The organism is Pedobacter sp. D749, assembly GCF_019317285.1.
GTDB lineage: Bacteria > Bacteroidota > Bacteroidia > Sphingobacteriales > Sphingobacteriaceae > Pedobacter.
Window position 1 is genome coordinate 2,642,898 of sequence record NZ_CP079218.1, and the last position, 23,790, is coordinate 2,666,687.

Sequence of the window (23,790 nt, forward strand, 5' to 3'; positions counted from 1 at the left end):
TTTTTTATTTTCTTTTAATTTTGATGAAGCTATCTCGCTAATGCTTCGATGGTTTCATTTGAATATTATTTTAGTTATTTATGTGAAAGCATCAAGAACATTCTTGCAATTTGCTGGCAACAACGCTTATGACATTTCCTATAGTCTTTCTACCTCTATTTTAGAGGATGCAAATATCCTAATTTTATTTTTGATTTACAAGCCTAAATAAAGAATTTTAAATTATATGTTTTTTTCTATCTACGAAGAAGCTAAAACATACCGATAGCCCGGTTAGGCAAAAATAAACTTTCTAAGCAGAATATTGTTTTTCAGATATTTAAAAAATATATGTAAATTTGATTTATGAGAAAACATGGCGAATTAGATGGCATCATCCATGCTGATAGCAGCGGAAAGCTCTATATTAAAAGTCCTGATTTTTTTGCACAGCCAAGGGTGATCGAAATGGTGGGTGCATTAATGCAATCGAGTATTTTTAAAAAGATAGAAAAGGATAAAAACAAGAAATAGCCTTAAAGATGCCTTTTAACCTACTTTTATTCCCTCTTGTAGGCGGCTATTATATATTAATCAGATTCAGGTACCTGCGGTATGTGCAGTACCGGTTGGAAAGCCAACGTATATTATTAAACTCTGCTTTTGCGGGTATCTTATTACTCGGCGCATGTTTTGTATTAAGGGCGATTTTTATTGCCATCTGGCCCGAAACGGTTGAACACCTTAGCAAATTACTCCCCATCCATGCACCCTATTTCGGCACTACCAGCTTATCGTTATTGGTCGCGGTAGCCGCCACAGAAATCGCAAATCTTTTTATCAACCGCCTGAAAGCCATTAAAAGGGCCATCGCTACTTCTGGAAATGAATTTGAATTGTTATTGAGTTCGTCTTTTTTTGATGCCCACCTTTTACAGTTTACCATGGATAGCGGTAAATTTTATATTGGCTGGGTGAAAGAACTGCCAAAACCATTTACCACAAGTTACATCCGAATTACCCCTGCTTTTAGCGGTTACCGCAAGGCTGATGATAAGGAACTTGTTTTTACCACCCAGTATTTAACGGTTTATGCCAGTTATATTGAAGATGGCTCTGTAGCAAATACGGATGAGTTAAAAACTGACCTCGTACTAAAAGCCGACAAGATCAATTCCATTTCTTTTTTTGATATGGATATGTATAACCGCTTTAATCCGACACAAGAAGAAACACCTTAATCCTTTTTAGGACTATATTTTTTCCAGGTTTCTATTTTGGCCTTCTGACGGGCGATATAGGCATCAGTAATTACCTCGGCTGAACTTGAACCTTCCACCGTCTCCAGTAATTCTTTTAATTTATACTGATCTACGTCTGCTTTATATAAAATCTGAATCAGTTTTGGAAAGTCGTTATCGATTAAATAAGCAAAAGCATCAACCATTGCGCTACGCAATTGATTTTCGGAAAGATGATCTGGTATATCGAAATCTTTGCTGATGATGCTAATTAATGACATGGAACAGGATTTTTAGGATTATAGGATTTTAAGATCAATTATTAACATTAGACTTAGGCAATTTGCACTAAGCGAAGAACCACAGGCCAAAGTTAATAAAACCTGATAATAGCGGCAGCTCCCGATTTAAGCACTATTTTTTGTCTTTTATTTATGCTGTGCTTGCTTGTTTCACAGGTTTCACGGGACTATAGCGGTTAGCAGGACAGCAGATGCTATGAAATACGGAACCATTCGTTTTCTAAAAAAATAGGCTCGCCAACTGCTTTAAGATCCCCGCATGCGCAAGGATGACTGTTCTCAAAAATTACCCATCACCCATTTTACCTCCCCCATCTTCCATGCCTAAATCCATTTAATTTCCTGGCAAATTTCGATCAACACCCCATTGGTATCTTTAGGATGCACAAAACACACCATTTTATTATCAGCTCCTTTTTTGGGCGACTCGCTGAGCAATACAAAACCTTCCTGATGCAAACGTTCCATTTCGGCAAGGATATCATCAACCAGAAAAGCGATATGGTGAATCCCCTCTCCTTTTTTCTCGATAAACTTAGCAATTGCACTATCCGGAGCCGTAGCCTGAAGTAATTCTATCTTGTTTTCACCTGTTTTAAAAAAAGCAGTATTTACTGATTCTGACGCAACCTGCTCAGTTTTATAACAATCGGTATTGAGCAGTTTCTGATAAACCGCTATAGAACTGTTAAGGTCTTTTACCGCGATGCCGATGTGTTCTATCTTATTCATAGATTATAAGGTTATGTGAATGTAAAAATGCGGCTTTTATCTATAAGCTCATAGCTATTATTTATAATTGTTAAATAAGTTTTTTCGTATCTTTGTGATATAATTAACAGAATAGAGATGAAACAGCCGATATATTTAGATAATAATGCTACAACACCGTTAGATCCACGTGTGCTGGAAGCAATGCTACCTTACTTTACTGAGAAATTTGGAAATGCCGCAAGTCGTAATCACGCTTTTGGCTGGGTGGCTGAAGAAGGTGTAGATTACGCCCGTGAGCAGGTAGCCAAACTAATCGGCTGTACTGAAAAAGAAATTATTTTTACATCAGGTGCAACTGAGGCCGATAACCTGGCCATTAAGGGTGTATTTGAAATGTACAAAGAAAAAGGTAACCACATTATTACTGCGGTTACTGAACATAAAGCAGTTTTAGATACCTGCAAACACTTAGAAAAAAATGGCGCACGCGTTACCTATTTAGGTGTTAAAGAAGACGGTTTAATTGATTTAGCTGAATTGGAAGCTGCCATGACTCCTGAAACCATTTTAGTTTCGATTATGTATGGCAACAACGAAATCGGCGTAATCCAACCGGTTAAAGAAATTGCAGCTATTGCGCATAAACACGGTGCTTTATTTATGACTGATGCTACGCAGGCAGTTGGTAAAATTCCAGTTGATGTAAATACTGATGGTATTGATTTAATGGCTTTCTCTGCACACAAAATGTACGGTCCGAAAGGTGTTGGTGTACTTTACGTTCGTCGTAAAAACCCAAGAGTTAAAGTTACTGCACAAATGGATGGTGGTGGCCACGAGCGTGGAATGCGTTCTGGTACCTTAAACGTTCCTGGTATTGTTGGTTTAGGAAAAGCCTGCGAACTTTGCCGTTTAGAAATGGAAAGCGAATCAATCCGTTTATCAGCTTTACGTGATAAGTTAGAGACTACTTTAAACAAAATGGAAGAGAGTTATGTTAATGGTAATACACAACACCGTTTACCACATGTAGCCAATATCTCGTTCAAATATGTGGAGGGTGAAGGTTTAATGATGGCGATGAGCGATTTAGCGGTATCTTCAGGATCGGCTTGTACTTCAGCATCTTTAGAGCCTTCTTATGTATTGAAAAGCTTAGGTTTATCTGATGATTTGGCTCACTCTTCTATCCGTTACGGTTTAGGAAGGTTTACAACTGAAGCAGAGATCGATCAGGCGATTGAAGTGACTCAAAAAGCGGTTAATCACTTAAGAGAACTTTCTCCACTTTGGGAAATGTTTAAAGAAGGAATCGACTTGAGTAAAATTGAGTGGGCGGAACACTAAGAAAGGTAGAGGGCTGGAAGGCTTAAGGTAGAAGGTTAATAGCCAAACGCCTTACGCAAAACGCCAAACTAAAAATTAATTAAAATTGCTCCACAAGGAGATTAAAAAATAAAATCATGGCATATTCAGAAAAAGTAATTGACCATTACAATAACCCACGTAACGTAGGTACTTTAAATAAAGACAGCAAATTTGTAGGCACAGGATTAGTTGGTGCACCTGAGTGCGGTGACGTAATGCGTTTACAAATTGAAGTTGGAGAAGATAACGTAATCACTGATGCTAAATTTAAAACATTTGGCTGTGGTTCGGCAATTGCTTCTTCTTCTTTAGCGACAGAATGGTTAAAAGGAAAAACAATTGATGAGGCTTTATCTATCGATAACATGGATATTGTTGAAGAATTGGCTTTACCTCCGGTAAAAATTCACTGCTCGGTTTTAGCAGAAGATGCAATTAAATCGGCTATTAACGATTACCGAGTTAAAAATGGCCTGGAAGCCATTGTGTTAGAAAAATCGCACCATTAACAAGTATCAAGTATCAAGATTGAAGTATTACAGTCTTGATACTTGATACTAAATACTCGATACTATGATAACGATAACAGATAAAGCAAAAGATAAAATAGACCATTTAATGCAGGACTCGGAAATGGGTTCTGATTACTTTTTACGCGTTTCAGTAAAAGGTGGTGGCTGTTCAGGCTTATCATACAATCTGGATTTTGATAACGAAGAACAAAAAGGCGATCAGTTTTTTGAAGATAAAGGAATCAAAATTGCTTTGGACATGAAATCCTTTCTTTATTTGGCTGGAACAGAATTAGACTTTACTGATGGTTTAAACGGAAAAGGTTTCAACTTTATAAACCCAAATGCCAGCCGTAGCTGTGGCTGTGGCGAAAGTTTTTCTGTATAAATTTAATAGCAAAAAGAAAGCGGCTTGGGAGATTTTCCGAGCCGCTTTTTTTGTTATTTGAGTTGGGATGGTTTACTGCTAATGGTATTTCTTTCTGTAATTGCGGTGGTTTTGCTATTAAAATCTGTAGGTTCAGAAGTATAATCGCCATCAAAGGCAACCCTGCCTTGTCCCTCTCTAATGGTATAAGGTCCGCTGTGAGAATCGTCGATGTTTATGATGCCACCAATTCCGTTTTTAATGTTACTTCCATCTTTTTCTCCAGACATTAAAAAAGCATAAAAATTATAACCACCGTTTCTGTACGCTTTTACCTTTCCGTAAACTGTAAATTTATTTCCACTTCCACTAATGGCGGTTACGACACTGGTATCTGCTGCACCAATAAAATTTTTGCCCAGCATTTTAATACTGAAATCGCTGGTACTTTGCTCATAAAATTTAACTACGCCATCCATAAGTAAATAACCAGGAGTATAGGGATCGTTGGGTATATTACTGCTTTTTATAGTGAAAGGCTTGAATAAGTAAGAGCCATCGACATTTGGAGGCGTAGTGCCCTTATTTATAGTAAAACCCAGTTTGGTTAAGCTATCCACATACTGTTGCGGAATAATATCTTCAATTTTCTTAGTCAGGATTTCTTCATCGCTCGGATTAATATCTTTGCTTTTAGAGCAAGCCGCAAATTGTAGCACTACACCTACTATTAAAGCAAATGCACATCCTTTGGCTACCATAGTTAAATTGGTTTTTGTTGTTTTCATCATGCAAATTTTAATTCTAAGTTTTAAAATGCCCAATTGCAACTGTAGTGCCAATATCAAATAATTTGCCTCAAACAGATTAAAATAACGATAAACCACTATATAGATCTACCTAAAACCAGGTATTTCCATTAATTTTTAAACAAAACTGCTGTCCTCTTTTTTTACGGTCTTTTTGTGGTCGCTTAAATTTTATATTTTTTATTTAATTTTAGAATAGGTTTATCATACTGTTGCTATTATTAAAGCTAAAAGTATTATAATTGTTAAAATAACGAACATTCAGATTACGAGCATGCCATTAATAACCGAATTTTCAACAGTTCCTACTTTGTTGCGGAATGTTGTAAAAAACATCCATAAACCTCACGAAACCTTCTTAATCCACAAACAAGGCGCAGAGTGGGCTGAAATTTCTTATGAAGATACCTTAAAAAGAGCTGATGCTGTTTCTGCATTCTTCCTGGAAAAGGGGATAAAAAAAGGCGACCGTTTAGGCTTAATGATTGAGAATTCTCCTGAATATGTATATTATGATCAGGGCATCCAGCAAATTGGTGTAATTAACGTATCTATTTATCCTACACTTTCTGAGCAGGAAGTAGCCTATATTCTTAACGACTCTGGCATAAAAGCTATTCTTGTTGGGAATAATTTTCTTTACCGTAAGGTTTTAAAAGTTGCGGCTAATTGTAAAGAATTAAAATATATTATACCAGCTTTTAAAGATTTCGAAAAGGTTACTATCCCTGCAGATGTTAATGTAGAAGTAATTGCTTTTTCAGATATTCTTGCACTAAAACACCAGGTTACGGCTGCCGAAAAAGCAGAAATAGAACAATGTAGAAGTCTGGTTTTACCTGAAGATGTTTCCTCTTTAATTTATACTTCTGGAACAACAGGAACTCCGAAAGGCGTAATGCTTACCCATTACAACTTTGTTAAGAATGTGGAGGTTTGTTTACAACAAATCCCGGTGATTGATCAAACAGAAACTTTCCTTTCCTTTCTACCACTATCACATGTATTCGAACGTACAGCAACTTACCATGTTTGCTGCGCACAAGGCTGTAAAATTGCTTTCGCACAAAGCTTAGAGTTGTTGGCCAAGAATATGGGAGAAGTTCGCCCTACCGTGATGAGTTGCGTTCCGCGTTTATTGGAGCGGATACATGATAAAGCGATAAAAGGAGGAACTGCAGGTGGAGGAACAAAAGCAAAAATATTTATCTGGGCCTTAGAAACCGGCAATAAATACCGTGTTGCAAAAGAAGCGGGCAAAAACCCTGGATTAATTTTATCGGCAAAAAAAGGAATCGCCGAAAAATTGGTCTTCAGTAAAATCAAGGAAAAAACAGGTGGAAGATTAAAATTCATGATTTCAGGCGGAGCCGCCCTACCTAAAAATGTCGGTGAGTTTTTTGGCGATCTGGGCATTAAAATATTAGAGGGTTTTGGTTTAACTGAAACTTCGCCCGTAATGTCGGTTACCGAATACCACAGGCAGGTTTATGGTACCGTTGGGCGTGTGATTCCGGGCATTGAAGTAGGCATACAAGATGTAGAAAGCAAAGCAATGTTGAGCATCCAAACACACAACACTTTTGAGGAAGATTTTGAATGTGCCGAAGGCGAAGTAATTGTTCGCGGTCACTGCGTAATGAAAGGTTATTTTAATAAACCTGCAGAAACTGCTGAAGCTATAGATAAAGAAATGTGGTTCCACACGGGTGATATTGGTCGTTTTTATAAAGGCAACCTGCAGATTACCGACCGTTTAAAAAACATGATCGTAAATGCTTATGGCAAGAATGTTTACCCAACTCCGGTAGAAAATATTTACCTAAAAAGCCCTAAAATTGATCAGCTTTTCTTAATCGGAGATAAACGTGAATTTATTACAGCAATCATTATTCCGAACAGGGAAACCTTAGAAGAAACTTTTAAGCTTAAACCATCATTTTTTGAGGAGACTGATCCATTTATCCGCGATCAGGAAATTATAGATTGGATGGAACAGGATATCAAAAAAATCTCTAGCGAGCTGGCCAAATTTGAACGCATAAAAAACTTCAAGATCAAGCGAAATCCTTTCAATATAGATGAAGGAGAAATTACCCCAACCATGAAAGTGAAGCGTCGCATTGTAGAAAAGAAATATGCAGAAGCGATTAACGAAATGTATGAGGAAGGTATAGAAGCCGAATCATAATTAAAAAGGGCCATTATCACAAATTGTAATCATAGCCCTTCATTTTGTAAAGTTTTATATCAGTTACAGATCCATCCCGTTTGCATCGGTTGTTAATATTTCGCTCATATAATCAAAGAAAGGACGCATATTTTTAAATTCCTGATTACAATATGCTAAGTAATCTTTACTTAACACTTCCTGATCAGCAAATCGATGAATTAATAAAAATTGTTTATAACGCAGCAAATCGATATCCTGATGATCTCCATCAAAACCTTTTGGAGCAGTCTTTAATTGTTCACCTTTTAAAGTTTCAAATGAAGCAATAAAAGTTTTGTCACTTAATATTTCCCTCAGGGGCCCGGCATCAAAAGTTATATTTTCCCTTATCAATTTCAAATCTTGTGCTGAAGGCCCGAAAAAGCCACCAGCCACAAAACTATTACCTGGTTCGATATGAAAATAGTAGCCACCTCTTCTTTGTTTACCTGCCCGTTTAAAACTTCCACTCCAATGTATTTTATAAGGCGTTTTATCATTTGAGAAACGGGTATCCCGATATATCCGGTATAAACTTTTCTTTCCCGATGGTGTTTCAATTACATCGTGGGTATTCATAAGATCTAATAAATCCTGCGCAAAAGATTCTACGTATGCTAGTTCTTTCTGGTAGTCTGCTTTATGGTCATTAAACCACTCACGTTCATTGTTATTTTTTAATAACCTTAAAAATTCGAAACTGGAAGGTGGTATTTGTTTTATATCGGGCATCGTTTTTAAAATAGGCTAAATCATTCCAAACAAAGATACCATCTGTAAAAGACTAAATTCATATCGTTCAAAAAATTTACCTGATGAAACCCTATTAAATTTATAAAGAGATTTATTTATTAGTTTTACCTATCATTTGCCATAAACGATGAAACAAGATTTATTTTTTGAGCAGGTTTGGGATTTAACCAGAGAAATACCCAAAGGCAGGGTAACTTCTTACGGTGCAATTGCAAAAGCCATTGGCACACCTAATCTATCAAGAATGGTTGCCAGAGCCATTGGTGCTTGCGGGCAAGCACAGCTCCCTGTGCCTTATTATAGGGTAATTAGCAGCAACGGTTTGCTTAGTGGCGATCCATCATCCACAGCAAAAAGACAGGAGCTCCTCGAATACGAAGGCGTAGAAATTAAAAACCTGAAAGTTCAAAATCTTAAAAAGGTATTCTGGGATCCTTTAATTGATCTGGAATAAAACATCATAGTACAAAGCTTCTTACCTTTCATTCTTTATCTTATTGGATTTTAACATTCTCAAATAAGGTTTTATATCTAATAAAGCATTTAGTAATTACAATAGCTTTCTTATCTTTGCAACCATCTGTTTTAAATGGATAGCTAATTGGTACTGAAAATTGATTTTTTTCAATATAAATTCAAAATTTAATCAGCTAATTATTCCCTTTTCATTAAAGCACCAAAATTTAACAATAACAAAAAAATGCAAAATTATTATTTTGCAAAAAATACCTGAAATGAGTATAGGATTATCAGAACAAGAAGTATTACGACGTGAGTCGCTAAAACAATTACGTGCACTGGGCATTGAGCCTTATCCTGCCGAAGCATATGAAGTAAATGCATATGCTGCAGATATATTAGCTAATTATGAAGCAGATAAGACAGCGTACAAGACGGTAGTATTAGCAGGTAGAATTATGAGCCGCAATATTATGGGTGCTGCCTCTTTTACAGAGTTACAGGATTCTACCGGTAGAATCCAGATCTACTTAAAGCGTGATGAACTTTGTCCGGGCGATGATAAAACGCTATACAACACCGTATTTAAAAAACTTTTAGATATCGGCGATTTCATTGGGGTTAAAGGATACGTATTTACTACACAAACAGGCGAAATTTCTGTACACGTTACTGAGTTTAAGGTACTTTCTAAGTCACTACGTCCGCTACCAATTGTTAAACGTGATGATGAAGGAAACGTATATGATGGATTTACTAATCCGGAACTGCGTTACCGCATGCGTTATGTAGATTTAACGGTAAACCCTGATTTTAAACAGATCTTCATTAAACGCAGCAAGGTGATTAACACCATGCGCAATTATTTTGATAACCAGGGTTGGATGGAAGTGGAAACTCCTATACTACAGCCTATTCACGGCGGCGCTGCTGCACGTCCGTTTGCCACACACCACAATACTTTAGATATGCCACTTTATTTGCGTATTGCAAATGAGTTGTATCTGAAAAGATTAATTGTTGCAGGTTTTGATGGTGTATATGAATTCGGTAAAATGTTCCGCAACGAAGGAATGGACCGCACACATAATCCAGAGTATACTTCGATGGAAATTTATGTAGCCTATAAAGATTATATCTGGATGATGGCTATGGTTGAAGAATGTTTGGAAAAAGTAGCCATTGCAACCAATGGTTCGGCAGTAGTTAAAGTTGGTGAAAACGATATCAATTTCGAAGGACCATACGAAAAACTGACCATGTACGAATCGATCCAAAAATATACAGGAATTGATGTTTCGAAAATGACTGAAGAGGAACTTTTGCAAACCTGTGCATCATTAGGCATCGAAACCGATTCTACAATGGGCCGCGGTAAATTAGTAGATGAAATTTTCAGTGATAAGGTAGAAGCCAATTTAATCCAGCCTACATTCATTACAGATTACCCGATCGAAATGACACCGTTGGCTAAAAAACACCGTAGTGCAGAAGGATTGGTAGAGCGTTTCGAAATATTTGTGAATGGTAAAGAAATCGGAAATGCGTATTCAGAACTGAATGATCCAATTGATCAAAAAGAACGTTTTGAAGATCAGTTGAAACTTGCTGATCGTGGTGATGCCGAAGCAATGGCAATGGATGATGACTTTGTTCGTGCTTTAGAATATGGTATGCCTCCTACCTCAGGTTTAGGTTTTGGTATCGATCGTATCGTGATGTTAATGACTAATCAAAGTACCATCCAGGAAGTTTTATTCTTCCCGCAGATGCGCCCGGAGAAAAAGAAAATAGAAATGACAGCCGAAGAAACAGAATTATATTCATTGGTTTCGGAAGGCGAACAGTACCTGTTAACTGAAGTAAAAGGGAAGCTAGCCGATTGGAGTAACAAGAAATGGGATACCACTTTAAAGGCTTTAACAGCAAAAGGAATCTTGAAAGTTGCCAAAACAGATGATGGCTTATTCCTGTCGCACAAATAATCACCCCCCTGAAAAAGGACATTCTGGATTAGATTTTAACATAAACATAACATAAACTTAAAAGGCTTGCTAACAATTATTTAGCAAGCCTTCTCTATATTTACAGCAATCGATAATTAAAATCACTGCGATATGAATATGTCAAGTTTAGAAATCAACGAAAGAGAATACTGCATTAAATTAAGCAAAGATGCTTTTGATTTAACACTGGTACGTCAATTAATAAAAAGAATCCAGGCTGAAGCCTTATTTTTCTCAAGAGTACAAGCTGAAGAAGAAGATATCTTAAGCAAAAGAGCTCAAAGAGAAGAATTTGAAGGATTTGATTATTTAGGAGATAAGTAATAGAAATCGTCATGCTGATCCGATAGTTATCGGATTTATTTCAGCATCTATAAGATCCTGCAATAAATTCAGGGTGACGCGCTATTTTATTAATCAACCTCCAAAGTTCCTTCAACCGAGTCATCCATTGTTTTTCCTGTGATAACTGAGGCTGCCATTTTCAAAAATGCAACAGCAGTACCATGTTTGGTATCCCAGTAATATCCTTCTGATGGGATTACTTTAATTAAAGTAATATTCGGGTCGTCTTTCCCACCCTGAAACCAGGTCTTAATAAACGGACTCCAAAGTTCATCGATTTTCGCCTGATCCCTGCTGATTTCAGAAATACCATAAATATTTACAAAACCTGAATGGGCACCTGCCTGAAACAGCAAATGTGTAAATGGATCGGCAGAGATTTCATCATTTTTATGACTGTCTTTCATGCTCATGAACCAGATATTACCTTCATCATCCACCTGCTGAATAGCCATTGGCCTTACAGATAATGGTATACCTGTTTTAATATTGGTGCAGAAAAAACAACTTTCAGCTTTTTCTGCCAACTCCCTCAGTTTTTCAATGGCTGCTTTGCCACCCAGATCTTTAATGTTATTTTCTTCCTGAGTATTGTTCGTACTTCCTTCTTGTGATGTTGCCATAGGATTAAGATTTTATATTAACTACAATAGAAATTGGGGTTTGGTTTTGAGTTTTTGCGGAGAGCGTTAAGCGGAGCGCATATAGATAAATTATAGCGTTTGATTTACTGGATAAAAATTATGGCGTTTTGATCAAAGGCAATATCTTTAATCAATGAATATCAAAAAACCGGAAGCTTTTAAGGCTGAGATTAAAATTATAGGCATCAACCCTTTTGTATTTGTACCAGAAGAAGCATTAAATTCTATTTTTCATCAATCTGGAAAAAATAAAGGTCAATTACCCATTAAAATGAAAATTGATGGTCATGAGTTTAAACAAACCCTGGTTAAATATGCCGGAGATTGGCGTTTGTACTTAAATACACCCATGCGAAAAGCAGCCGGAAAAGATATTGGCGACACCGCAACTTTCGAAATCGAATTTGATACGGAAGAACAGACAATTAGTATCAACCCTAAACTTGTACAGGCCTTAGCAGAAAATAAACAAGCCAAAGATATATTTGATGGCCTTGCTCCTTATTTACAGAAGGAAATTATACGTTATATTGCCAATCTTAAAACTAAAGAATCAGTTGACCGTAATGTAAAAAAAGCTATTCAGTTTCTTTTGGGTAAAGAAAGGTTTATTGGCAGAGATGGGATTTAAAGCATTATTCATTATAGTACAAAGGCCAATTAGTAACTGTCGTCCTTTGTACTATAATGTTATTTTATAACAATCCTCGCTTTTTAAGCATTGGTTTAATATCAGGATTATGTCCCCTGAAATTAAAAAACATTTTGCCAAGATCTTCCGTATTTCCTTTGGACAGAATCATATCCCTAAAACGCTGACCATTTGCCCTGGTTAATCCTCCATTCTCCTGAAACCACGAAAAGGCATCATTTTCAAGCATAGAAGTCCAGCTGTAAGCATAATAACCTGCGGCATAGCCATTACTCCAGATATGCAGAAAATAGCTGGAGCGGTAACGTGGTGGTACATACGATAAATTTAAATTGGTTTTCTTTAAAGCCTCGGCTTCAAATTTGTCAACATCCTGCAATGGTGAACCAGGAGAAATTGTATGCCATTGCATATCCAGATCGGCTGCTGCCAAAGCTTCTGTAAAAATATAACCCTGGTTAAACGAACTCGCTTTTTTAATCTTATCCAGCAAAGCCTGCGGCATCTGTGCTCCGGTTTGATAATGAAGGGCATAATTCTTCAGTATTTTAGGATCAGAAGCCCAATGTTCATTAAACTGGGAAGGAAATTCTACATAATCGCGGGCTACGTTCGCACCTGAAAGACTTGGATATTGCTGGTTGGCAAACAGACCATGTAAACCGTGTCCAAATTCATGAAACATGGTGGTAACATCATCAAAGCTAATTAATGCTGGTTTTCCGGCTTCGGGTTTTGCAAAATTGCAGACATTATAAATTACCGGTATTGTACCGAATAGCTTAGATTGTGGAACAAGATTATCCATCCAGGCACCACCATCCTTGTTATCACGCTTATAGTAATCGCAATAAAACAGGCCTAACAGTTTTCCATCTTTGTCCATCACATCAAAAACACGAACATCTTCCTGGTAAACGGGTAAATCTTTACGTTCTTTAAAAGTAATGCCGTAAAGTTGTGTTGCAGCATAAAACACACCATTTATAAGCACCTTGTTTAACTCGAAATAAGGTTTAACCTCATTTTCATCCAGATCGAATTTTGCTTTACGAACTTGTTCGGCATAAAAATCCCAATCCCATGGCTCTAGTTTAAAGCCACCTTTTTGCTGATCGATTACGGCCTGTATATCTGCCGCTTCACTTTTTGCCTTCGCGGTAGCTGCAGGAATAACTTTGCTAAAAAAATCTTCTACTGCTTCAGGTGTTTTAGCCATCTGATTTTGCAATTTCCAGGCTGCATAATTTTTAAAGCCAAGCAATGCCGCCTGAGCAGAACGGATTTGTGCAATTCGTGAAATTATTTTACGGGTATCGTTTGTATCGCCTTTTTCTGCCCTGTTCCATGATTTCTTAAAAAGTTCTTCTCTCTTGGCACGATCGGTCATTGATTGCAATTCGGGCTGTTGCGTAGTATTTTTTAAACCTTTACCTGCTGCCTGTAACTGTGCGGTAAACTTCGCGGCCAAAGTAGCTTCTTCTTTATTCAGCGCTTTAAGCTTTTCTTTGTCGGCATCAGATAGCTTTGCTCCTGCCAATTCAAATTTTTGGTAATAATACTCCAGTAAACGCAACGATTCGGCATCTAACTTCAGCTGATCTTTGTTTTTAAAAAGGGTTTCTACCCGATTAAATAGTTTCGTATTCAAATAAATGGCATCGGTATTTGCAGTTAGTTTAGGCGCTTCCTCTTCTTTAACCTTTTGCAATTCAGGATTGGTATTGGCGCCTGTAAGCAGGTTAAAAACCATACTTGTGCGGCTCAGCAATTGTCCGCTTTTTTCGATCGCCAAGATGGTATTTTCGAAGCCAGGCGCATCGCTCTGATCTGCAATTTTCCGGATTTCATCCATTTGCTGCTTCATCCCTTCTTCCAATGCCGGTTTAAAATCGCCGTTTTTTATTTTGTCGAAGGCAGGAGCCTGGAAAGCAAGTGCGCTTGCCTTAAAAAAAGGATTGGCCGCTGAAAAGGTTTCGCTACTTTCTTCAGCATTTTTTTTGTTATTGCAGGCACCCAGAATGGCTAAAAAAGCCAGCATGGGTAAATAATACACTTTTTTCATGAATATTTAAAAGTTAGGTATCCATAAAAATAGTAATTTATATGCTGCAATTTTCAATAAACAAAACTGAGTTGCAACAAAAAAGCCATCTCAATTTTGAAATGGCTCTATATAAGATGTGATCAATACTATCTGTAGCGTACTTGTTGTTGTTTGTCCATCATACCCATCTGATCTTTCATTTGTTTAATCTGATCGGCCAATAATTTATTTTTATCTGCTTTTTTCGCTTCAGCAAGATACATGGTCGCTTCTCGTTTGTTACGCTTTGCCATTGCAATACCAGCCAAACTCAATTTAGCCAAAGCAATGTTATGATCCATCTGCATGCCCAGGCTCAAAGCGGCTTTGAAATATTTTTCTGATTTCATCGGCGCTGTTCTGCTTTCGATTAACCCGATCAATAAATTATAATAACCATGTTGAACTTTAATCAACTGCGTTTCATAATTGGTAATCCGATCTAAAAACATTTTTGCTTTAGGCATGTTATCTTTTCTGAGGAACCATTGTGCTAAAAGCATGTTCTCATTAAAGAAATAGGTTACCAGTACAATTATCCCCAATAAAATGGAAACAATACCCCATGGCCAGAAACCGAAAATAAATAAAGCTACTGCGCCACCCAGTAAAGCAAACCCCGCAATTAATCTGATAATATTTGGCATAAATTTATTCTAATTGTTTTTTTTGCAAATATCGTGTTTAAATGGCAGAAATTAGATTTTAAAACAATAATTTCAGTAAAAATTTAAAAGCTCACAAAAACCGCCCCGTCAATATGAAAATCCTCTTATCTATAACCCTAATTGTAATCGCGATGAACGTTTCTGCACAGGAAGTTAATAAAAAAATCCACGATCAAGTCCACAATAAAGATATATTAATAAATGCTTGTACGCGTGAAGGCATTACCACTTTTCCTGAGTTTAAAGAAATGTATGATCCACTTTATGCGGCATATATACCAGATGCGGCAACCATGATCGAATTGAAAAAACTGGTTAAAAATGAAAAGATCAAAATTGTTTTAGGTACCTGGTGTGGCGACAGTAAGGCAAATGTTCCTAACTTTTTTAAAATTTTAGATGCCTTACATTTTAAAGAGAAAAACGTAGAGATTATAGCCGCTGACGGTAATAAAAAAGCTGAAAATGGCATTTTAGACGGCCTGGATATTTCCAGGGTACCTACATTTATTGTTTTCGATAAAAAAGGCAAAGAATTGGGTAGGATTACAGAAGGCCCAAAAACAAGCCTTGAGGGGGATTTATTGGCTATATACAAGAAGAAGTCTTAAACTTTTTGAGAGGTCTTTGGTTCATAGTTTGATGGTTGATTGCCTAAGTCGTCATTCATAGTCGATAACCTATTGGCTTATACTTAACCATCCAGACCATTGACCATGATCTATAAAACTATGAACTATCAAACCATAGACTAAACATTTATTATAAGACATTACCCGAAATCCATTTTACATCATACATCTTACATTTAAATACATCTTACATCAATATTATGTCTGCAGCATTAGAACCAGGTTGGTTAGCCGTTTTAGAGGGAGAATTTGAAAAAGACTACATGAAAAACCTAAAGTCTTTTTTACAGGAAGAGAAAAACAAAGGAGCAACTGTTTATCCAAAGGGCACAGATATTTTTAACGCATTAAACACCACTCCTTTTGATCAGGTTAAGGTGGTGATATTGGGTCAGGATCCTTATCATGGTGTTGGCCAGGCACACGGCCTTTCTTTTTCCGTTCAACGCGGTGTAACAGTTCCACCGTCGTTAAAAAATATTTACAAAGAACTTGAAACTGATATCGAGGGCTTTAAGACACCAAATCATGGTAACTTAACCCATTGGGCAGAACAAGGTGTATTATTGCTCAATGCCACATTAACAGTCCGTGCTTCTGAGGCTGGTTCACACCAAAACCAGGGATGGGAAATTTTTACAGATGAAATAATTAAAGCTTTATCTCAAAAACGCGAGCATATTGTTTTTTTGTTGTGGGGTAAATACGCTCAGCAAAAGGCATCATTAATAGATCAAAAAAAACATTATGTACTTACAGCTGCTCACCCATCGCCTTTTTCGGCCTACAATGGTTTCTTCGGATCGAAACATTTTTCGAAAGCAAATCAGCTTCTGGTACAGAATAATTTAAAACCAATCGACTGGAACTTACCAGCCTAATGAATGCCTATTTTATAAGTGGTTTAGGTGCCGATAAAAGGATTTTTTCTAAGCTTAAGCTGAATGAAAAAATCAATATTATTCATGTAGATTGGATCAATCCGGTTAAAAATGAATCACTGTCCGCTTATGCAGAAAGGTTGAGCAAAGTTATCGACAAATCTCAACCTTTTGCTTTGGTAGGCGTTTCTTTTGGAGGGATGATCGCAGTGGAAATTGCTAAAGTATTAAAACCTGCAACAACGATTATAATTTCCAGCACCATGTTGAGTACTCAGCTGCCAGCATTATACCGCTTCGCAGGGAAACTCAGACTGTTGAATTTTATTCCGGCAAGTCTTTTAAAATCATCGAACAAACTTACCCAAAACTATTATTTCGGTACACGATCTGGCAGTGAGAAAACATTACTGAGCAAAATTATTAAGGATACTGATCCCTATTTTTTGAAATGGGCTATTGGAAGCATATTAAGCTGGGAGAATAAGATTAAACCAGCAAGGATTTTTCACATCCATGGCACGAATGACAAAATCCTCTATTCTAAAAAAGCAACCCCCGATTTCATGATCGAAAATGGAACCCACTTCATGGTTTATCAAAATGCGAAGGAAATTTCGGGAATTATTGATAAATTGCTTTTATAATTCGATCAACGAATTGTTCAAATCATCCAAAAAAACATTATTAACTAACTAATGGATTTTATGATGAACAAAACTTTTCTCGACCAGTTGGAATACAAGGTTACAGGTGCTTGTATTGAAGTAAATAAAATTCTCGGTCCTGGCCTCCTTGAAAGCGTATATCAAAAGTGCTTAAAGTGGGAATTACAATTGCAGGATATAAATTTTACTGCTGAACATCCAATTATACTTTCTTACAAAGATGTTTTATTAGATACAACACTTAAAGTAGATTTGGTTATTGAAAACTGCTTAGTATTAGAGTTAAAAGCAGTTGAAAGTATATTGCCTATTCATGAGGCGCAGATTTTAACCTATATGAAATTGCTTAAAATACCTAAAGGCTTGTTGATTAACTTCAATTCAACCAATATTGTTCATAATGGGAAAAAGAGTTTCGTAAACGAATTTATGTACGGCATTGACAATTAAACATAAAGATATAAACACCCAACTTAGATGATCTTAGGTGACTTAGGTGGTAACAAAACAATAAAAATATGCATACTCAACCTAGGTTATCAAGTTCGACTCAGGTGATAAGACATATAACCACCTTAGTCACCTGAGGACACCTTAGTTCGTTTAATTCCTACAGTAGTATGAAGCTAGTATTCTAAAGGCACAATTGGTTCCTTCTTTGTGGTAGACATGATCATCATCGTCTGGAATGTTTTCACTACAGAAATCTTACTGATTTTATCCATAATTAAACGTTCATACGCTTTAATATCTTTCACATAAACCTTTAATAAAAAGTCCGCCTGACCGGTAACGTGGTGACATTCGGTAATTTCTTTAATTTGATTTACTTCATCCAAAAAGATCTGAATGGTATTATTTTTATGAAAATCGAGTTGAATCTGAATAAAGGTTTTAATACCTAAACCCAGTTTTTCTTCATCCACCAGGGCATGATAACTTTTAATATATCCTGCCATTTCGAGCTTACGTACACGCTCTAAAGTTGGTGCAGGTGATAGACCAATTTCTTGTGATAAAAGTAAATTGGTAATTCTTCCATTCTCTTGAAGAATTCTTAAAATTTTAAAGTCTATTTTATCTAATTCAGATGCCATATGGTGTTAAAGGTATTTCAGAACACAAACATAACCAAATTATATTCTAAATTTTAACATAATTTATCATATATATTTTAAATAATAATTTTTAGATTTACCTAAAAATAAAATTAGATAAACATAAATGCAAAGTTATACCGAAGAGAACTATCTAAAGACTATTTATCATCTGGCAGAGAAAACAACAAACGTACAAACCAATGCTATTGCAGAGCAAATGCAAACCAAACCAGCATCGGTTACCGATATGATCAAGAAATTAGCCGATAAGGGCCTGATTGATTATATTAAATACCAAGGGGTTACCTTAACCGAAACAGGGAAAAATACAGCGATAGATATTGTTCGTAAACATAGATTATGGGAAGTTTTTTTGGTAGACAAATTAAACTTTAAATGGGATGAGGTACATGATGTTGCCGAAGAGTTGGAACATATTAAATCGATTGAGTTAATTGAAAGATTAGATGAGTTTTTAGGTTTTCCGAAAGCAGACCCTCATGGCGACCCCATTCCGGATAAAAACGGACGATTTGCCAAAACCCAGTTTATTAAACTGATTGAATTAAAAGTAGGAGATTCGGGTACCATTACCGGCGTGAGTCAGCACAGTTCTCCTTTTTTAAAACATTTAGAAAAATTAGGGCTTACCCTGGGCAAACAAATCCGGGTTAGTGATGTTACCGATTTCGATGGCTCAGTAGAAATTGTGCTATCGGATAAACAAGTTAATATTAGTAGAGAAGTTGCAAAACATATTTTAATCAGTAGCAATGGCAAAAACTGAATCCCTAAGTGAAGTACATCAAAGCGTAAATACAGATAAAAGAAAAGGCTGGAGAAGAATTCTGGCGTTCATAGGCCCGGCTTATTTAATAAGTGTTGGCTACATGGATCCGGGTAACTGGGCGACAGATTTAGCAGGTGGCAGTAAATTTGGTTACCAATTAATTTGGGTTTTACTGATGTCTAACCTCATTGCATTGCTTTTGCAATCGCTGAGTGCCCGCCTGGGCATTGTGAGGGGATTGGATTTAGCCCAGGCTTCAAAACAGGCTTACCCACGCTGGGCCAATATTCCACTATTTGGATTGGCACAAACCGCTATTATTGCCTGTGATCTGGCAGAAATTATCGGGATGGCCATTGGTTTACAGTTACTTTTTGGCCTGCCATTAATCTGGGGCATTTCAATTACCATTTTCGATACCATTTTATTACTCTTTTTACTTAATAAAGGCATGAGAGCCATGGAAGGCTTTATTGTTTCGATGGTTTTTATTGTCGGGATTTCCTTTTTGGTTGAAATGTTTATTGTAGAGCCATCACTTAAAGAAGTAGTCAAAGGTTTTGAACCCTCTATACTCAATGGTGATGCACTTTATATTGCCATCGGGATTATTGGCGCAACGGTAATGCCGCACAATCTTTACCTTCATTCTTCTTTAGTACAGACCAGAAAAATAGAACGGAGCAATAAAGGGATTAAAGAAGCTTTAAAGTTTAACCTCATTGATACCACGGTAGCACTAAACCTGGCCTTTTTTGTTAATGCAGCTATATTGATTCTTGCCGCTGCAGCTTTCTATAAAAATGGCTTACACGAAGTAGCCGAAATTCAGGATGCGCATAAACTCCTTTCGAATATTTTTGGCAATGTAGCGCCAACTCTATTTGCCATCGCGCTAATAGCAGCCGGGCAAAGCTCTACCGTTACCGGAACTTTAGCCGGACAGATTATTATGGAAGGGCACATCAACTTAAGGATCCAACCCTGGCTACGGCGTTTGATTACACGACTACTGGCAATTATCCCTGCATTTTTCACCATTCTGCATTATGGCGACGATGCCCTTGGTGGCTTATTGGTGTTAAGTCAGGTGGTTTTAAGTTTGCAGTTGGGTTTTGCCATTATCCCTTTAATCCATTTTACATCAGATAAAAAACTGATGAAAGATTTCGCAATCAAACCTTGGGTAAAAGTTTTGGCCTGGGCAAGCGCTATCGCCATTATTGCGCTCAATGTAAAACTGGTTGTTGAAGAAATAAGCGGCTGGGCAAAAGAAGCCAATAACTGGTGGATCTATGTGATTGTAATACCGGCATTAATCCTAATCGTACTACTCCTGCTCTATGTTTTCTTCCATCCACTATTGGAAAAGAAAAAAGATGCATCCAAACAAATTGTACCTCATGGAGATGCTTTGGATATTGGCAAAATAGACAAGATCACTTATACAAAAATTGGTATTGCAGTAGACTTCTCTAAAAACGACAGAAACACGATCAGGCATGCTTTAATTCAAGGTGGCAAAGATGCGCACTATTACCTGATCCATGTTGTAGAAACTGCTGCTGCCCGCTATCTTGGTAAGGAAGTAATGGACCATGAAACGCAGAGCGATGCTGCGAACCTGGAGAGGTACAGAGCTAATCTCGAAGACCTTGGATATGATTCTACACCCTTCATTGGTTTTGGAAACACCGGTAAAGCCATAGCCGATATTAGTAACCGGAACGAAATGGAGCTTTTGGTAATGGGTGCACACGGACATAAAGGTTTAAAAGACCTTATTTTCGGAACTACAGTAGATTCGGTGAGGCATAAGGTTAATATTCCCGTACTGATTATCAGGTAAGTCTATTTAGCTACCTCCCTAGCTTACGCCGCACCCAGAGCTAAATTACGACTAACCACAGATAAAAAGGATGAACACAGATATATGAGAATCTGTGTTTATCTGTGCATATCTGTGGTAAAAAAATAGTTATTATTTATTCACCACCGTCATCAGCTTGTTGATGCCGCCATCGCCTGATTGATACATTAATAATTTACCTGCAGGTGAATATAAGTACATGGAAGGGTACTTTTTTGGTAAAAATGTTGGAATAAATATTCGTTTTTTATCCTGTAGTACCAGCACGTTAGGTTTTGAATTTAAACCTTTGGCATAAGAATCGAAAAACTGTGGAATGATATAACCTTCATCCATGGTAATCATATAAATATTTACATTCTTAAACTTAGCATAATTGGTATTCAATATTTTGCTTTCACGCTGGCAATGCGCGCAGGTACAATCGAATAATATAAAAAGGTTCTTTTTGCCTTGTTTAATATCTGTATTAGAAAAGGCTTTTCCATCCAGGCGGTAAAAAGTAAATTGTGGCAACAAAGTTGGCTGCTGTGCTTTTACCTGGAAAGTAATGGCTAATAATAAGATTAAAAGTAGGTTTCTGAATTTCATTTTAGATATTTTATGTCCAAACTTAACGGAATAAATACGAACATAATAATATATCATTAGCTTTTACAAACTGATGAACATTTTTTATCCAAGAGAAGTCAAGTTTAAATATGCACATTGCCAAGAAACTTGACTTCTCTCCAATCCAAGCATTATAATTAGAAAATGAAAGCCAGTTTTTCATGGGTACTGTTGTCCCGCCATCCGCTTTACCCCGATGAAACCTGTGAAACAAGCAAGCATACCAAAAAATAATCAACAACAATGCTTAAATCGGGATGCCCGCTCCTGTCGGGTTTAGGAACAAGGGCTTGTGAGTATCCAATTGGCTTGTTTCCTTGCAAAAGCCTCTGTTAAATAAAGCCGATTGACGCGGAAACCAAAGGCTTTTTCTGCTTTTGTTGCAGCAAAAAGCGGAACTGAGGCTGCAAAATGCTTCTTCCTTACATTTCCAGATATTAAAGAAGTCAAGTTTTAAAGCAATTTGGCTATTCAAACTTGACTTCTTTAATTCATACAATTGAAATTAAAACTAAATTATCACATCAATTTTTAGGATATTTGCAACCAGTTGAGGGCAAATCGCATAAACGGTCGTCATCCTGATCCGATAGCTATCGGATTTATTTCAGGATCTTTACAGTTACAAAGATGCTGAAACGAGTTCAGCATGACGTGGTGTATTTTATATCTGCATTTGCGACCTAAACATTATACTTTATATACAATTGTATATATTACAACAACATACTTTATTAAAATTTTGAAAAACGACATCAACATAAAAAATAAAAGAGCATATTTCGACTACAATCTCTTAGATAAATACGTAGCCGGTATTGCCCTTTTAGGAACTGAAATAAAAGCGATCAGACAAGGTAAAGCCAATATGACGGATGCATTTTGCATGTTTATTGGTGGCAATCTTTTCGTGCGCAACCTTCATATTTCTGAATATAGCCACAGTTCTTTTTATCACCACGATATAAAACGCGACCGTGCATTACTGTTACAGAAAAAAGAAATCAGAAAATTAAAGCTTAAAGGCGAAGAAAAAGGTTATACCATTGTTCCTTTACGCATTTTCATCAATGAAAGAGGTTTCGCTAAAATGGAGATTGCCCTGGCTCAGGGTAAAAAAGAATTCGATAAACGCGATAGCATTAAAGATAGAGATACCAAGCGGGAGTTGGATAGAGCGATGAAACGGTAGTTTAGTCTTCAGTCTTTAGTTCTGAGTCCAAATTGACTTAAGACTGAGGACTTTGGACTAAAAGACTACCACGCCTGGTCGCCAACTAAGGGTACAAACCTAAAGGTATCTAACACAATTTTTTCGTAGTCGGTTTCGCTTACTCGGATAACAGTAACCATTTTCTGCGTTTTCTCATCTCCTACCGGGATAACCAGAATGCCACCAATTTTTAGCTGTTTTAATAAGATCTCCGGAACCAGGGGAGCGCCAGCAGTAACAATTATTTTGTCGTATGGTGCGTGCGCAGCAATTCCTTTTGAGCCATCACCACAATAAAAAGTAGGTCTGTAACCCATTCCAGGTAAAATCTGAATCGTTCTGTTGTAAATATTCTCTTGTCTTTCTATCGTAAAAACGGTAGCACCCAACTCCATTAAAATACAGGTTTGATAGCCCGATCCCGTTCCAATCTCAAGTACTTTATCTCCTTTTTTAATGTGCAGCAATTCACTTTGGTAAGCAACCGTATAAGGTTGAGAGATGGTTTGCCCATCCCCTATCGGAAAAGCAATATCTTTGTAAGATTGATTCCAAAAAGTTTCATCAAAAAAGAAGTGCCGTGGAACTTTACCTATGGCTTTTAACACATTTTCATCTTCAATTCCGCGAGATTTTAACAACTCGACCAGTTTTTTTCTCGCTCCACGTTCCCGGTAATTATCAACAAATTTATACGCCATGAGCTTCAAAATTAGCTTTTTTTAACGGTGATACAAGGGGTAAAATGAGAGAATGATTTAATTAGTGAATGATTACCTGAATTAGAGAAAGATACATTATCCACATTAAAGAATGATTGAATGAATGAATTTTGAATGGGAGATTGAGAGAATGTTAGAATGAACAAACCCATCCAATCATTCAAAATTCATTCAATCAATAATTC

Annotated in this window: 27 protein-coding genes; 17 read left to right on the forward strand and 10 right to left on the reverse strand. The window is 36.8% G+C overall.

Features of this window, described 5'->3' with window-relative positions; all coding sequences use genetic code 11:
* Nucleotides 1-345: 345 nt before the first annotated feature.
* A complete protein-coding gene (locus tag KYH19_RS10605; RefSeq protein WP_165902591.1) occupies nucleotides 346-513 on the forward strand; it encodes a hypothetical protein in 168 nt (55 codons plus the stop codon).
* Nucleotides 514-521: 8 nt separating this feature from the next.
* Nucleotides 522-1,220 (forward strand): hypothetical protein, encoded by a 699-nt coding sequence (locus KYH19_RS10610; protein WP_219078678.1) that lies wholly within the window; start codon nucleotides 522-524, stop codon nucleotides 1,218-1,220.
* Here KYH19_RS10610 and KYH19_RS10615 read toward each other — a convergent pair.
* Both KYH19_RS10615 and mce read right to left on the reverse strand, forming a co-directional pair.
* The gene (locus KYH19_RS10615) at nucleotides 1,217-1,501 is read right to left on the reverse strand and encodes a hypothetical protein (RefSeq protein WP_219078679.1); all 285 of its coding nucleotides are present in this window, start codon (nucleotides 1,499-1,501) and stop codon (nucleotides 1,217-1,219) included. The two genes, KYH19_RS10610 and KYH19_RS10615, sit on opposite strands and share 4 nt — an antisense overlap.
* Before the next feature lie 345 nt (nucleotides 1,502-1,846).
* Nucleotides 1,847-2,254 (reverse strand): methylmalonyl-CoA epimerase, encoded by a 408-nt coding sequence (gene mce / locus KYH19_RS10620; protein WP_219078680.1) that lies wholly within the window; start codon nucleotides 2,252-2,254, stop codon nucleotides 1,847-1,849.
* A 117-nt stretch (nucleotides 2,255-2,371) separates the two neighbouring features.
* Between mce and KYH19_RS10625 the strand changes: the two genes are divergently transcribed.
* The 3 genes from KYH19_RS10625 to KYH19_RS10635 all read left to right on the forward strand — a co-directional run bounded on the left by KYH19_RS10625 (nucleotide 2,372) and on the right by KYH19_RS10635 (nucleotide 4,504).
* Nucleotides 2,372-3,583 carry an IscS subfamily cysteine desulfurase gene (locus tag KYH19_RS10625; protein ID WP_121284727.1) on the forward strand — a complete coding sequence of 404 codons (1,212 nt, stop codon included), beginning with the start codon at nucleotides 2,372-2,374 and terminating at the stop codon, nucleotides 3,581-3,583.
* Nucleotides 3,584-3,699: 116 nt separating this feature from the next.
* Nucleotides 3,700-4,113 (forward strand): Fe-S cluster assembly scaffold IscU, encoded by a 414-nt coding sequence (gene iscU, locus KYH19_RS10630; protein WP_025142622.1) that lies wholly within the window; start codon nucleotides 3,700-3,702, stop codon nucleotides 4,111-4,113.
* A gap of 64 nt (nucleotides 4,114-4,177) precedes the next feature.
* Nucleotides 4,178-4,504 carry an iron-sulfur cluster assembly accessory protein gene (locus KYH19_RS10635; RefSeq protein WP_121284726.1) on the forward strand — a complete coding sequence of 109 codons (327 nt, stop codon included), beginning with the start codon at nucleotides 4,178-4,180 and terminating at the stop codon, nucleotides 4,502-4,504.
* Nucleotides 4,505-4,557: 53 nt separating this feature from the next.
* Here the strand turns inward: KYH19_RS10635 and KYH19_RS10640 are convergent, their stop codons facing one another.
* Nucleotides 4,558-5,271, reverse strand: coding sequence for a hypothetical protein (locus tag KYH19_RS10640; RefSeq protein ID WP_219078681.1), 714 nt, complete (start codon nucleotides 5,269-5,271; stop codon nucleotides 4,558-4,560).
* A 295-nt stretch (nucleotides 5,272-5,566) separates the two neighbouring features.
* Between KYH19_RS10640 and KYH19_RS10645 the strand changes: the two genes are divergently transcribed.
* Complete coding sequence (locus KYH19_RS10645; protein ID WP_219078682.1) at nucleotides 5,567-7,483, forward strand: long-chain fatty acid--CoA ligase; 1,917 nt, start codon at nucleotides 5,567-5,569, stop codon at nucleotides 7,481-7,483.
* Nucleotides 7,484-7,546: 63 nt separating this feature from the next.
* Here KYH19_RS10645 and KYH19_RS10650 read toward each other — a convergent pair whose 3' ends face one another.
* Nucleotides 7,547-8,236 (reverse strand): DUF2461 domain-containing protein, encoded by a 690-nt coding sequence (locus tag KYH19_RS10650; RefSeq protein WP_219078683.1) that lies wholly within the window; start codon nucleotides 8,234-8,236, stop codon nucleotides 7,547-7,549.
* Nucleotides 8,237-8,384: 148 nt separating this feature from the next.
* Here KYH19_RS10650 and KYH19_RS10655 point away from each other — a divergent pair, with 148 nt between their 5' ends.
* The 3 genes from KYH19_RS10655 to KYH19_RS10665 all read left to right on the forward strand — a co-directional run bounded on the left by KYH19_RS10655 (nucleotide 8,385) and on the right by KYH19_RS10665 (nucleotide 11,046).
* On the forward strand, nucleotides 8,385-8,711 hold the full coding sequence (locus KYH19_RS10655; RefSeq protein ID WP_219078684.1) for an MGMT family protein: 327 nt from the start codon (nucleotides 8,385-8,387) through the stop codon (nucleotides 8,709-8,711).
* 280 nt (nucleotides 8,712-8,991) lie between these two features.
* Complete coding sequence (lysS, locus tag KYH19_RS10660; RefSeq protein WP_255562613.1) at nucleotides 8,992-10,701, forward strand: lysine--tRNA ligase; 1,710 nt, start codon at nucleotides 8,992-8,994, stop codon at nucleotides 10,699-10,701.
* A 138-nt stretch (nucleotides 10,702-10,839) separates the two neighbouring features.
* Nucleotides 10,840-11,046, forward strand: coding sequence for a hypothetical protein (locus KYH19_RS10665; protein ID WP_255562614.1), 207 nt, complete (start codon nucleotides 10,840-10,842; stop codon nucleotides 11,044-11,046).
* An 89-nt stretch (nucleotides 11,047-11,135) separates the two neighbouring features.
* Here KYH19_RS10665 and KYH19_RS10670 read toward each other — a convergent pair whose 3' ends face one another.
* A complete protein-coding gene (locus KYH19_RS10670; protein WP_121284719.1) occupies nucleotides 11,136-11,690 on the reverse strand; it encodes a pyridoxamine 5'-phosphate oxidase family protein in 555 nt (184 codons plus the stop codon).
* 154 nt (nucleotides 11,691-11,844) lie between these two features.
* Between KYH19_RS10670 and KYH19_RS10675 the strand changes: the two genes are divergently transcribed.
* Nucleotides 11,845-12,342: a YdeI/OmpD-associated family protein gene (locus tag KYH19_RS10675; RefSeq protein ID WP_219078686.1), complete on the forward strand. Its 498-nt coding sequence runs from the start codon at nucleotides 11,845-11,847 to the stop codon at nucleotides 12,340-12,342.
* A 64-nt stretch (nucleotides 12,343-12,406) separates the two neighbouring features.
* Here the strand turns inward: KYH19_RS10675 and KYH19_RS10680 are convergent, their stop codons facing one another.
* Together KYH19_RS10680 and KYH19_RS10685 are read right to left on the reverse strand one after the other, a co-directional pair.
* Nucleotides 12,407-14,428: a M3 family metallopeptidase gene (locus tag KYH19_RS10680; protein WP_219078687.1), complete on the reverse strand. Its 2,022-nt coding sequence runs from the start codon at nucleotides 14,426-14,428 to the stop codon at nucleotides 12,407-12,409.
* A gap of 128 nt (nucleotides 14,429-14,556) precedes the next feature.
* Nucleotides 14,557-15,096: a DUF2892 domain-containing protein gene (locus KYH19_RS10685; RefSeq protein WP_121284716.1), complete on the reverse strand. Its 540-nt coding sequence runs from the start codon at nucleotides 15,094-15,096 to the stop codon at nucleotides 14,557-14,559.
* Nucleotides 15,097-15,209: 113 nt separating this feature from the next.
* Between KYH19_RS10685 and KYH19_RS10690 the strand changes: the two genes are divergently transcribed.
* From KYH19_RS10690 to KYH19_RS10705, 4 genes are all read left to right on the forward strand, one after another.
* Nucleotides 15,210-15,728 (forward strand): thioredoxin family protein, encoded by a 519-nt coding sequence (locus KYH19_RS10690; RefSeq protein WP_219078688.1) that lies wholly within the window; start codon nucleotides 15,210-15,212, stop codon nucleotides 15,726-15,728.
* Nucleotides 15,729-15,949: 221 nt separating this feature from the next.
* Complete coding sequence (ung, locus tag KYH19_RS10695; protein WP_219078689.1) at nucleotides 15,950-16,630, forward strand: uracil-DNA glycosylase; 681 nt, start codon at nucleotides 15,950-15,952, stop codon at nucleotides 16,628-16,630.
* Nucleotides 16,630-17,277 carry an alpha/beta fold hydrolase gene (locus KYH19_RS10700; protein ID WP_219078690.1) on the forward strand — a complete coding sequence of 216 codons (648 nt, stop codon included), beginning with the start codon at nucleotides 16,630-16,632 and terminating at the stop codon, nucleotides 17,275-17,277. Before ung ends, KYH19_RS10700 begins: the two co-directional genes overlap by 1 nt.
* Nucleotides 17,278-17,337: 60 nt before the next feature.
* Nucleotides 17,338-17,748, forward strand: coding sequence for a GxxExxY protein (locus KYH19_RS10705; RefSeq protein ID WP_255562615.1), 411 nt, complete (start codon nucleotides 17,338-17,340; stop codon nucleotides 17,746-17,748).
* Nucleotides 17,749-17,924: 176 nt separating this feature from the next.
* Here the strand turns inward: KYH19_RS10705 and KYH19_RS10710 are convergent, their stop codons facing one another.
* Nucleotides 17,925-18,395, reverse strand: coding sequence for an Lrp/AsnC family transcriptional regulator (locus KYH19_RS10710; RefSeq protein ID WP_025142637.1), 471 nt, complete (start codon nucleotides 18,393-18,395; stop codon nucleotides 17,925-17,927).
* Between the two features lie 127 nt (nucleotides 18,396-18,522).
* On the opposite strand from KYH19_RS10710, the gene KYH19_RS10715 reads away from it, so the two are divergent.
* Entirely contained in the window at nucleotides 18,523-19,185 is a 663-nt protein-coding gene (locus KYH19_RS10715; protein ID WP_132396899.1) for a metal-dependent transcriptional regulator, read from the forward strand.
* The gene (locus tag KYH19_RS10720) at nucleotides 19,172-21,037 is read left to right on the forward strand and encodes an Nramp family divalent metal transporter (RefSeq protein ID WP_132396897.1); all 1,866 of its coding nucleotides are present in this window, start codon (nucleotides 19,172-19,174) and stop codon (nucleotides 21,035-21,037) included. Before KYH19_RS10715 ends, KYH19_RS10720 begins: the two co-directional genes overlap by 14 nt.
* Nucleotides 21,038-21,169: 132 nt before the next feature.
* On the opposite strand, the gene KYH19_RS10725 is transcribed toward KYH19_RS10720, so the two are convergent.
* The gene (locus tag KYH19_RS10725; RefSeq protein ID WP_219078692.1) at nucleotides 21,170-21,649 is read right to left on the reverse strand and encodes a redoxin domain-containing protein; all 480 of its coding nucleotides are present in this window, start codon (nucleotides 21,647-21,649) and stop codon (nucleotides 21,170-21,172) included.
* A 763-nt stretch (nucleotides 21,650-22,412) separates the two neighbouring features.
* On the opposite strand from KYH19_RS10725, the gene smpB reads away from it, so the two are divergent.
* Nucleotides 22,413-22,862, forward strand: coding sequence for an SsrA-binding protein (gene smpB / locus KYH19_RS10730; RefSeq protein WP_090496795.1), 450 nt, complete (start codon nucleotides 22,413-22,415; stop codon nucleotides 22,860-22,862).
* A 65-nt stretch (nucleotides 22,863-22,927) separates the two neighbouring features.
* Here smpB and KYH19_RS10735 read toward each other — a convergent pair whose 3' ends face one another.
* The gene (locus KYH19_RS10735; RefSeq protein ID WP_121284707.1) at nucleotides 22,928-23,584 is read right to left on the reverse strand and encodes a protein-L-isoaspartate(D-aspartate) O-methyltransferase; all 657 of its coding nucleotides are present in this window, start codon (nucleotides 23,582-23,584) and stop codon (nucleotides 22,928-22,930) included.
* Nucleotides 23,585-23,790 lie beyond the last annotated feature (206 nt).

Coding starts and splice junctions, on each gene's coding strand:
- KYH19_RS10605 (WP_165902591.1), top strand. CDS start 346: ATGAGAAAACATGGCGAATTAGATGGCATCATCCATGCTGATAGCAGC.
- KYH19_RS10610 (WP_219078678.1), top strand. CDS start 522: ATGCCTTTTAACCTACTTTTATTCCCTCTTGTAGGCGGCTATTATATA.
- KYH19_RS10615 (WP_219078679.1), bottom strand. CDS start 1,501: ATGTCATTAATTAGCATCATCAGCAAAGATTTCGATATACCAGATCAT.
- mce (WP_219078680.1), bottom strand. CDS start 2,254: ATGAATAAGATAGAACACATCGGCATCGCGGTAAAAGACCTTAACAGT.
- KYH19_RS10625 (WP_121284727.1), top strand. CDS start 2,372: ATGAAACAGCCGATATATTTAGATAATAATGCTACAACACCGTTAGAT.
- iscU (WP_025142622.1), top strand. CDS start 3,700: ATGGCATATTCAGAAAAAGTAATTGACCATTACAATAACCCACGTAAC.
- KYH19_RS10635 (WP_121284726.1), top strand. CDS start 4,178: ATGATAACGATAACAGATAAAGCAAAAGATAAAATAGACCATTTAATG.
- KYH19_RS10640 (WP_219078681.1), bottom strand. CDS start 5,271: ATGAAAACAACAAAAACCAATTTAACTATGGTAGCCAAAGGATGTGCA.
- KYH19_RS10645 (WP_219078682.1), top strand. CDS start 5,567: ATGCCATTAATAACCGAATTTTCAACAGTTCCTACTTTGTTGCGGAAT.
- KYH19_RS10650 (WP_219078683.1), bottom strand. CDS start 8,236: ATGCCCGATATAAAACAAATACCACCTTCCAGTTTCGAATTTTTAAGG.
- KYH19_RS10655 (WP_219078684.1), top strand. CDS start 8,385: ATGAAACAAGATTTATTTTTTGAGCAGGTTTGGGATTTAACCAGAGAA.
- lysS (WP_255562613.1), top strand. CDS start 8,992: ATGAGTATAGGATTATCAGAACAAGAAGTATTACGACGTGAGTCGCTA.
- KYH19_RS10665 (WP_255562614.1), top strand. CDS start 10,840: ATGTCAAGTTTAGAAATCAACGAAAGAGAATACTGCATTAAATTAAGC.
- KYH19_RS10670 (WP_121284719.1), bottom strand. CDS start 11,690: ATGGCAACATCACAAGAAGGAAGTACGAACAATACTCAGGAAGAAAAT.
- KYH19_RS10675 (WP_219078686.1), top strand. CDS start 11,845: ATGAATATCAAAAAACCGGAAGCTTTTAAGGCTGAGATTAAAATTATA.
- KYH19_RS10680 (WP_219078687.1), bottom strand. CDS start 14,428: ATGAAAAAAGTGTATTATTTACCCATGCTGGCTTTTTTAGCCATTCTG.
- KYH19_RS10685 (WP_121284716.1), bottom strand. CDS start 15,096: ATGCCAAATATTATCAGATTAATTGCGGGGTTTGCTTTACTGGGTGGC.
- KYH19_RS10690 (WP_219078688.1), top strand. CDS start 15,210: ATGAAAATCCTCTTATCTATAACCCTAATTGTAATCGCGATGAACGTT.
- ung (WP_219078689.1), top strand. CDS start 15,950: ATGTCTGCAGCATTAGAACCAGGTTGGTTAGCCGTTTTAGAGGGAGAA.
- KYH19_RS10700 (WP_219078690.1), top strand. CDS start 16,630: ATGAATGCCTATTTTATAAGTGGTTTAGGTGCCGATAAAAGGATTTTT.
- KYH19_RS10705 (WP_255562615.1), top strand. CDS start 17,338: ATGATGAACAAAACTTTTCTCGACCAGTTGGAATACAAGGTTACAGGT.
- KYH19_RS10710 (WP_025142637.1), bottom strand. CDS start 18,395: ATGGCATCTGAATTAGATAAAATAGACTTTAAAATTTTAAGAATTCTT.
- KYH19_RS10715 (WP_132396899.1), top strand. CDS start 18,523: ATGCAAAGTTATACCGAAGAGAACTATCTAAAGACTATTTATCATCTG.
- KYH19_RS10720 (WP_132396897.1), top strand. CDS start 19,172: ATGGCAAAAACTGAATCCCTAAGTGAAGTACATCAAAGCGTAAATACA.
- KYH19_RS10725 (WP_219078692.1), bottom strand. CDS start 21,649: ATGAAATTCAGAAACCTACTTTTAATCTTATTATTAGCCATTACTTTC.
- KYH19_RS10735 (WP_121284707.1), bottom strand. CDS start 23,584: ATGGCGTATAAATTTGTTGATAATTACCGGGAACGTGGAGCGAGAAAA.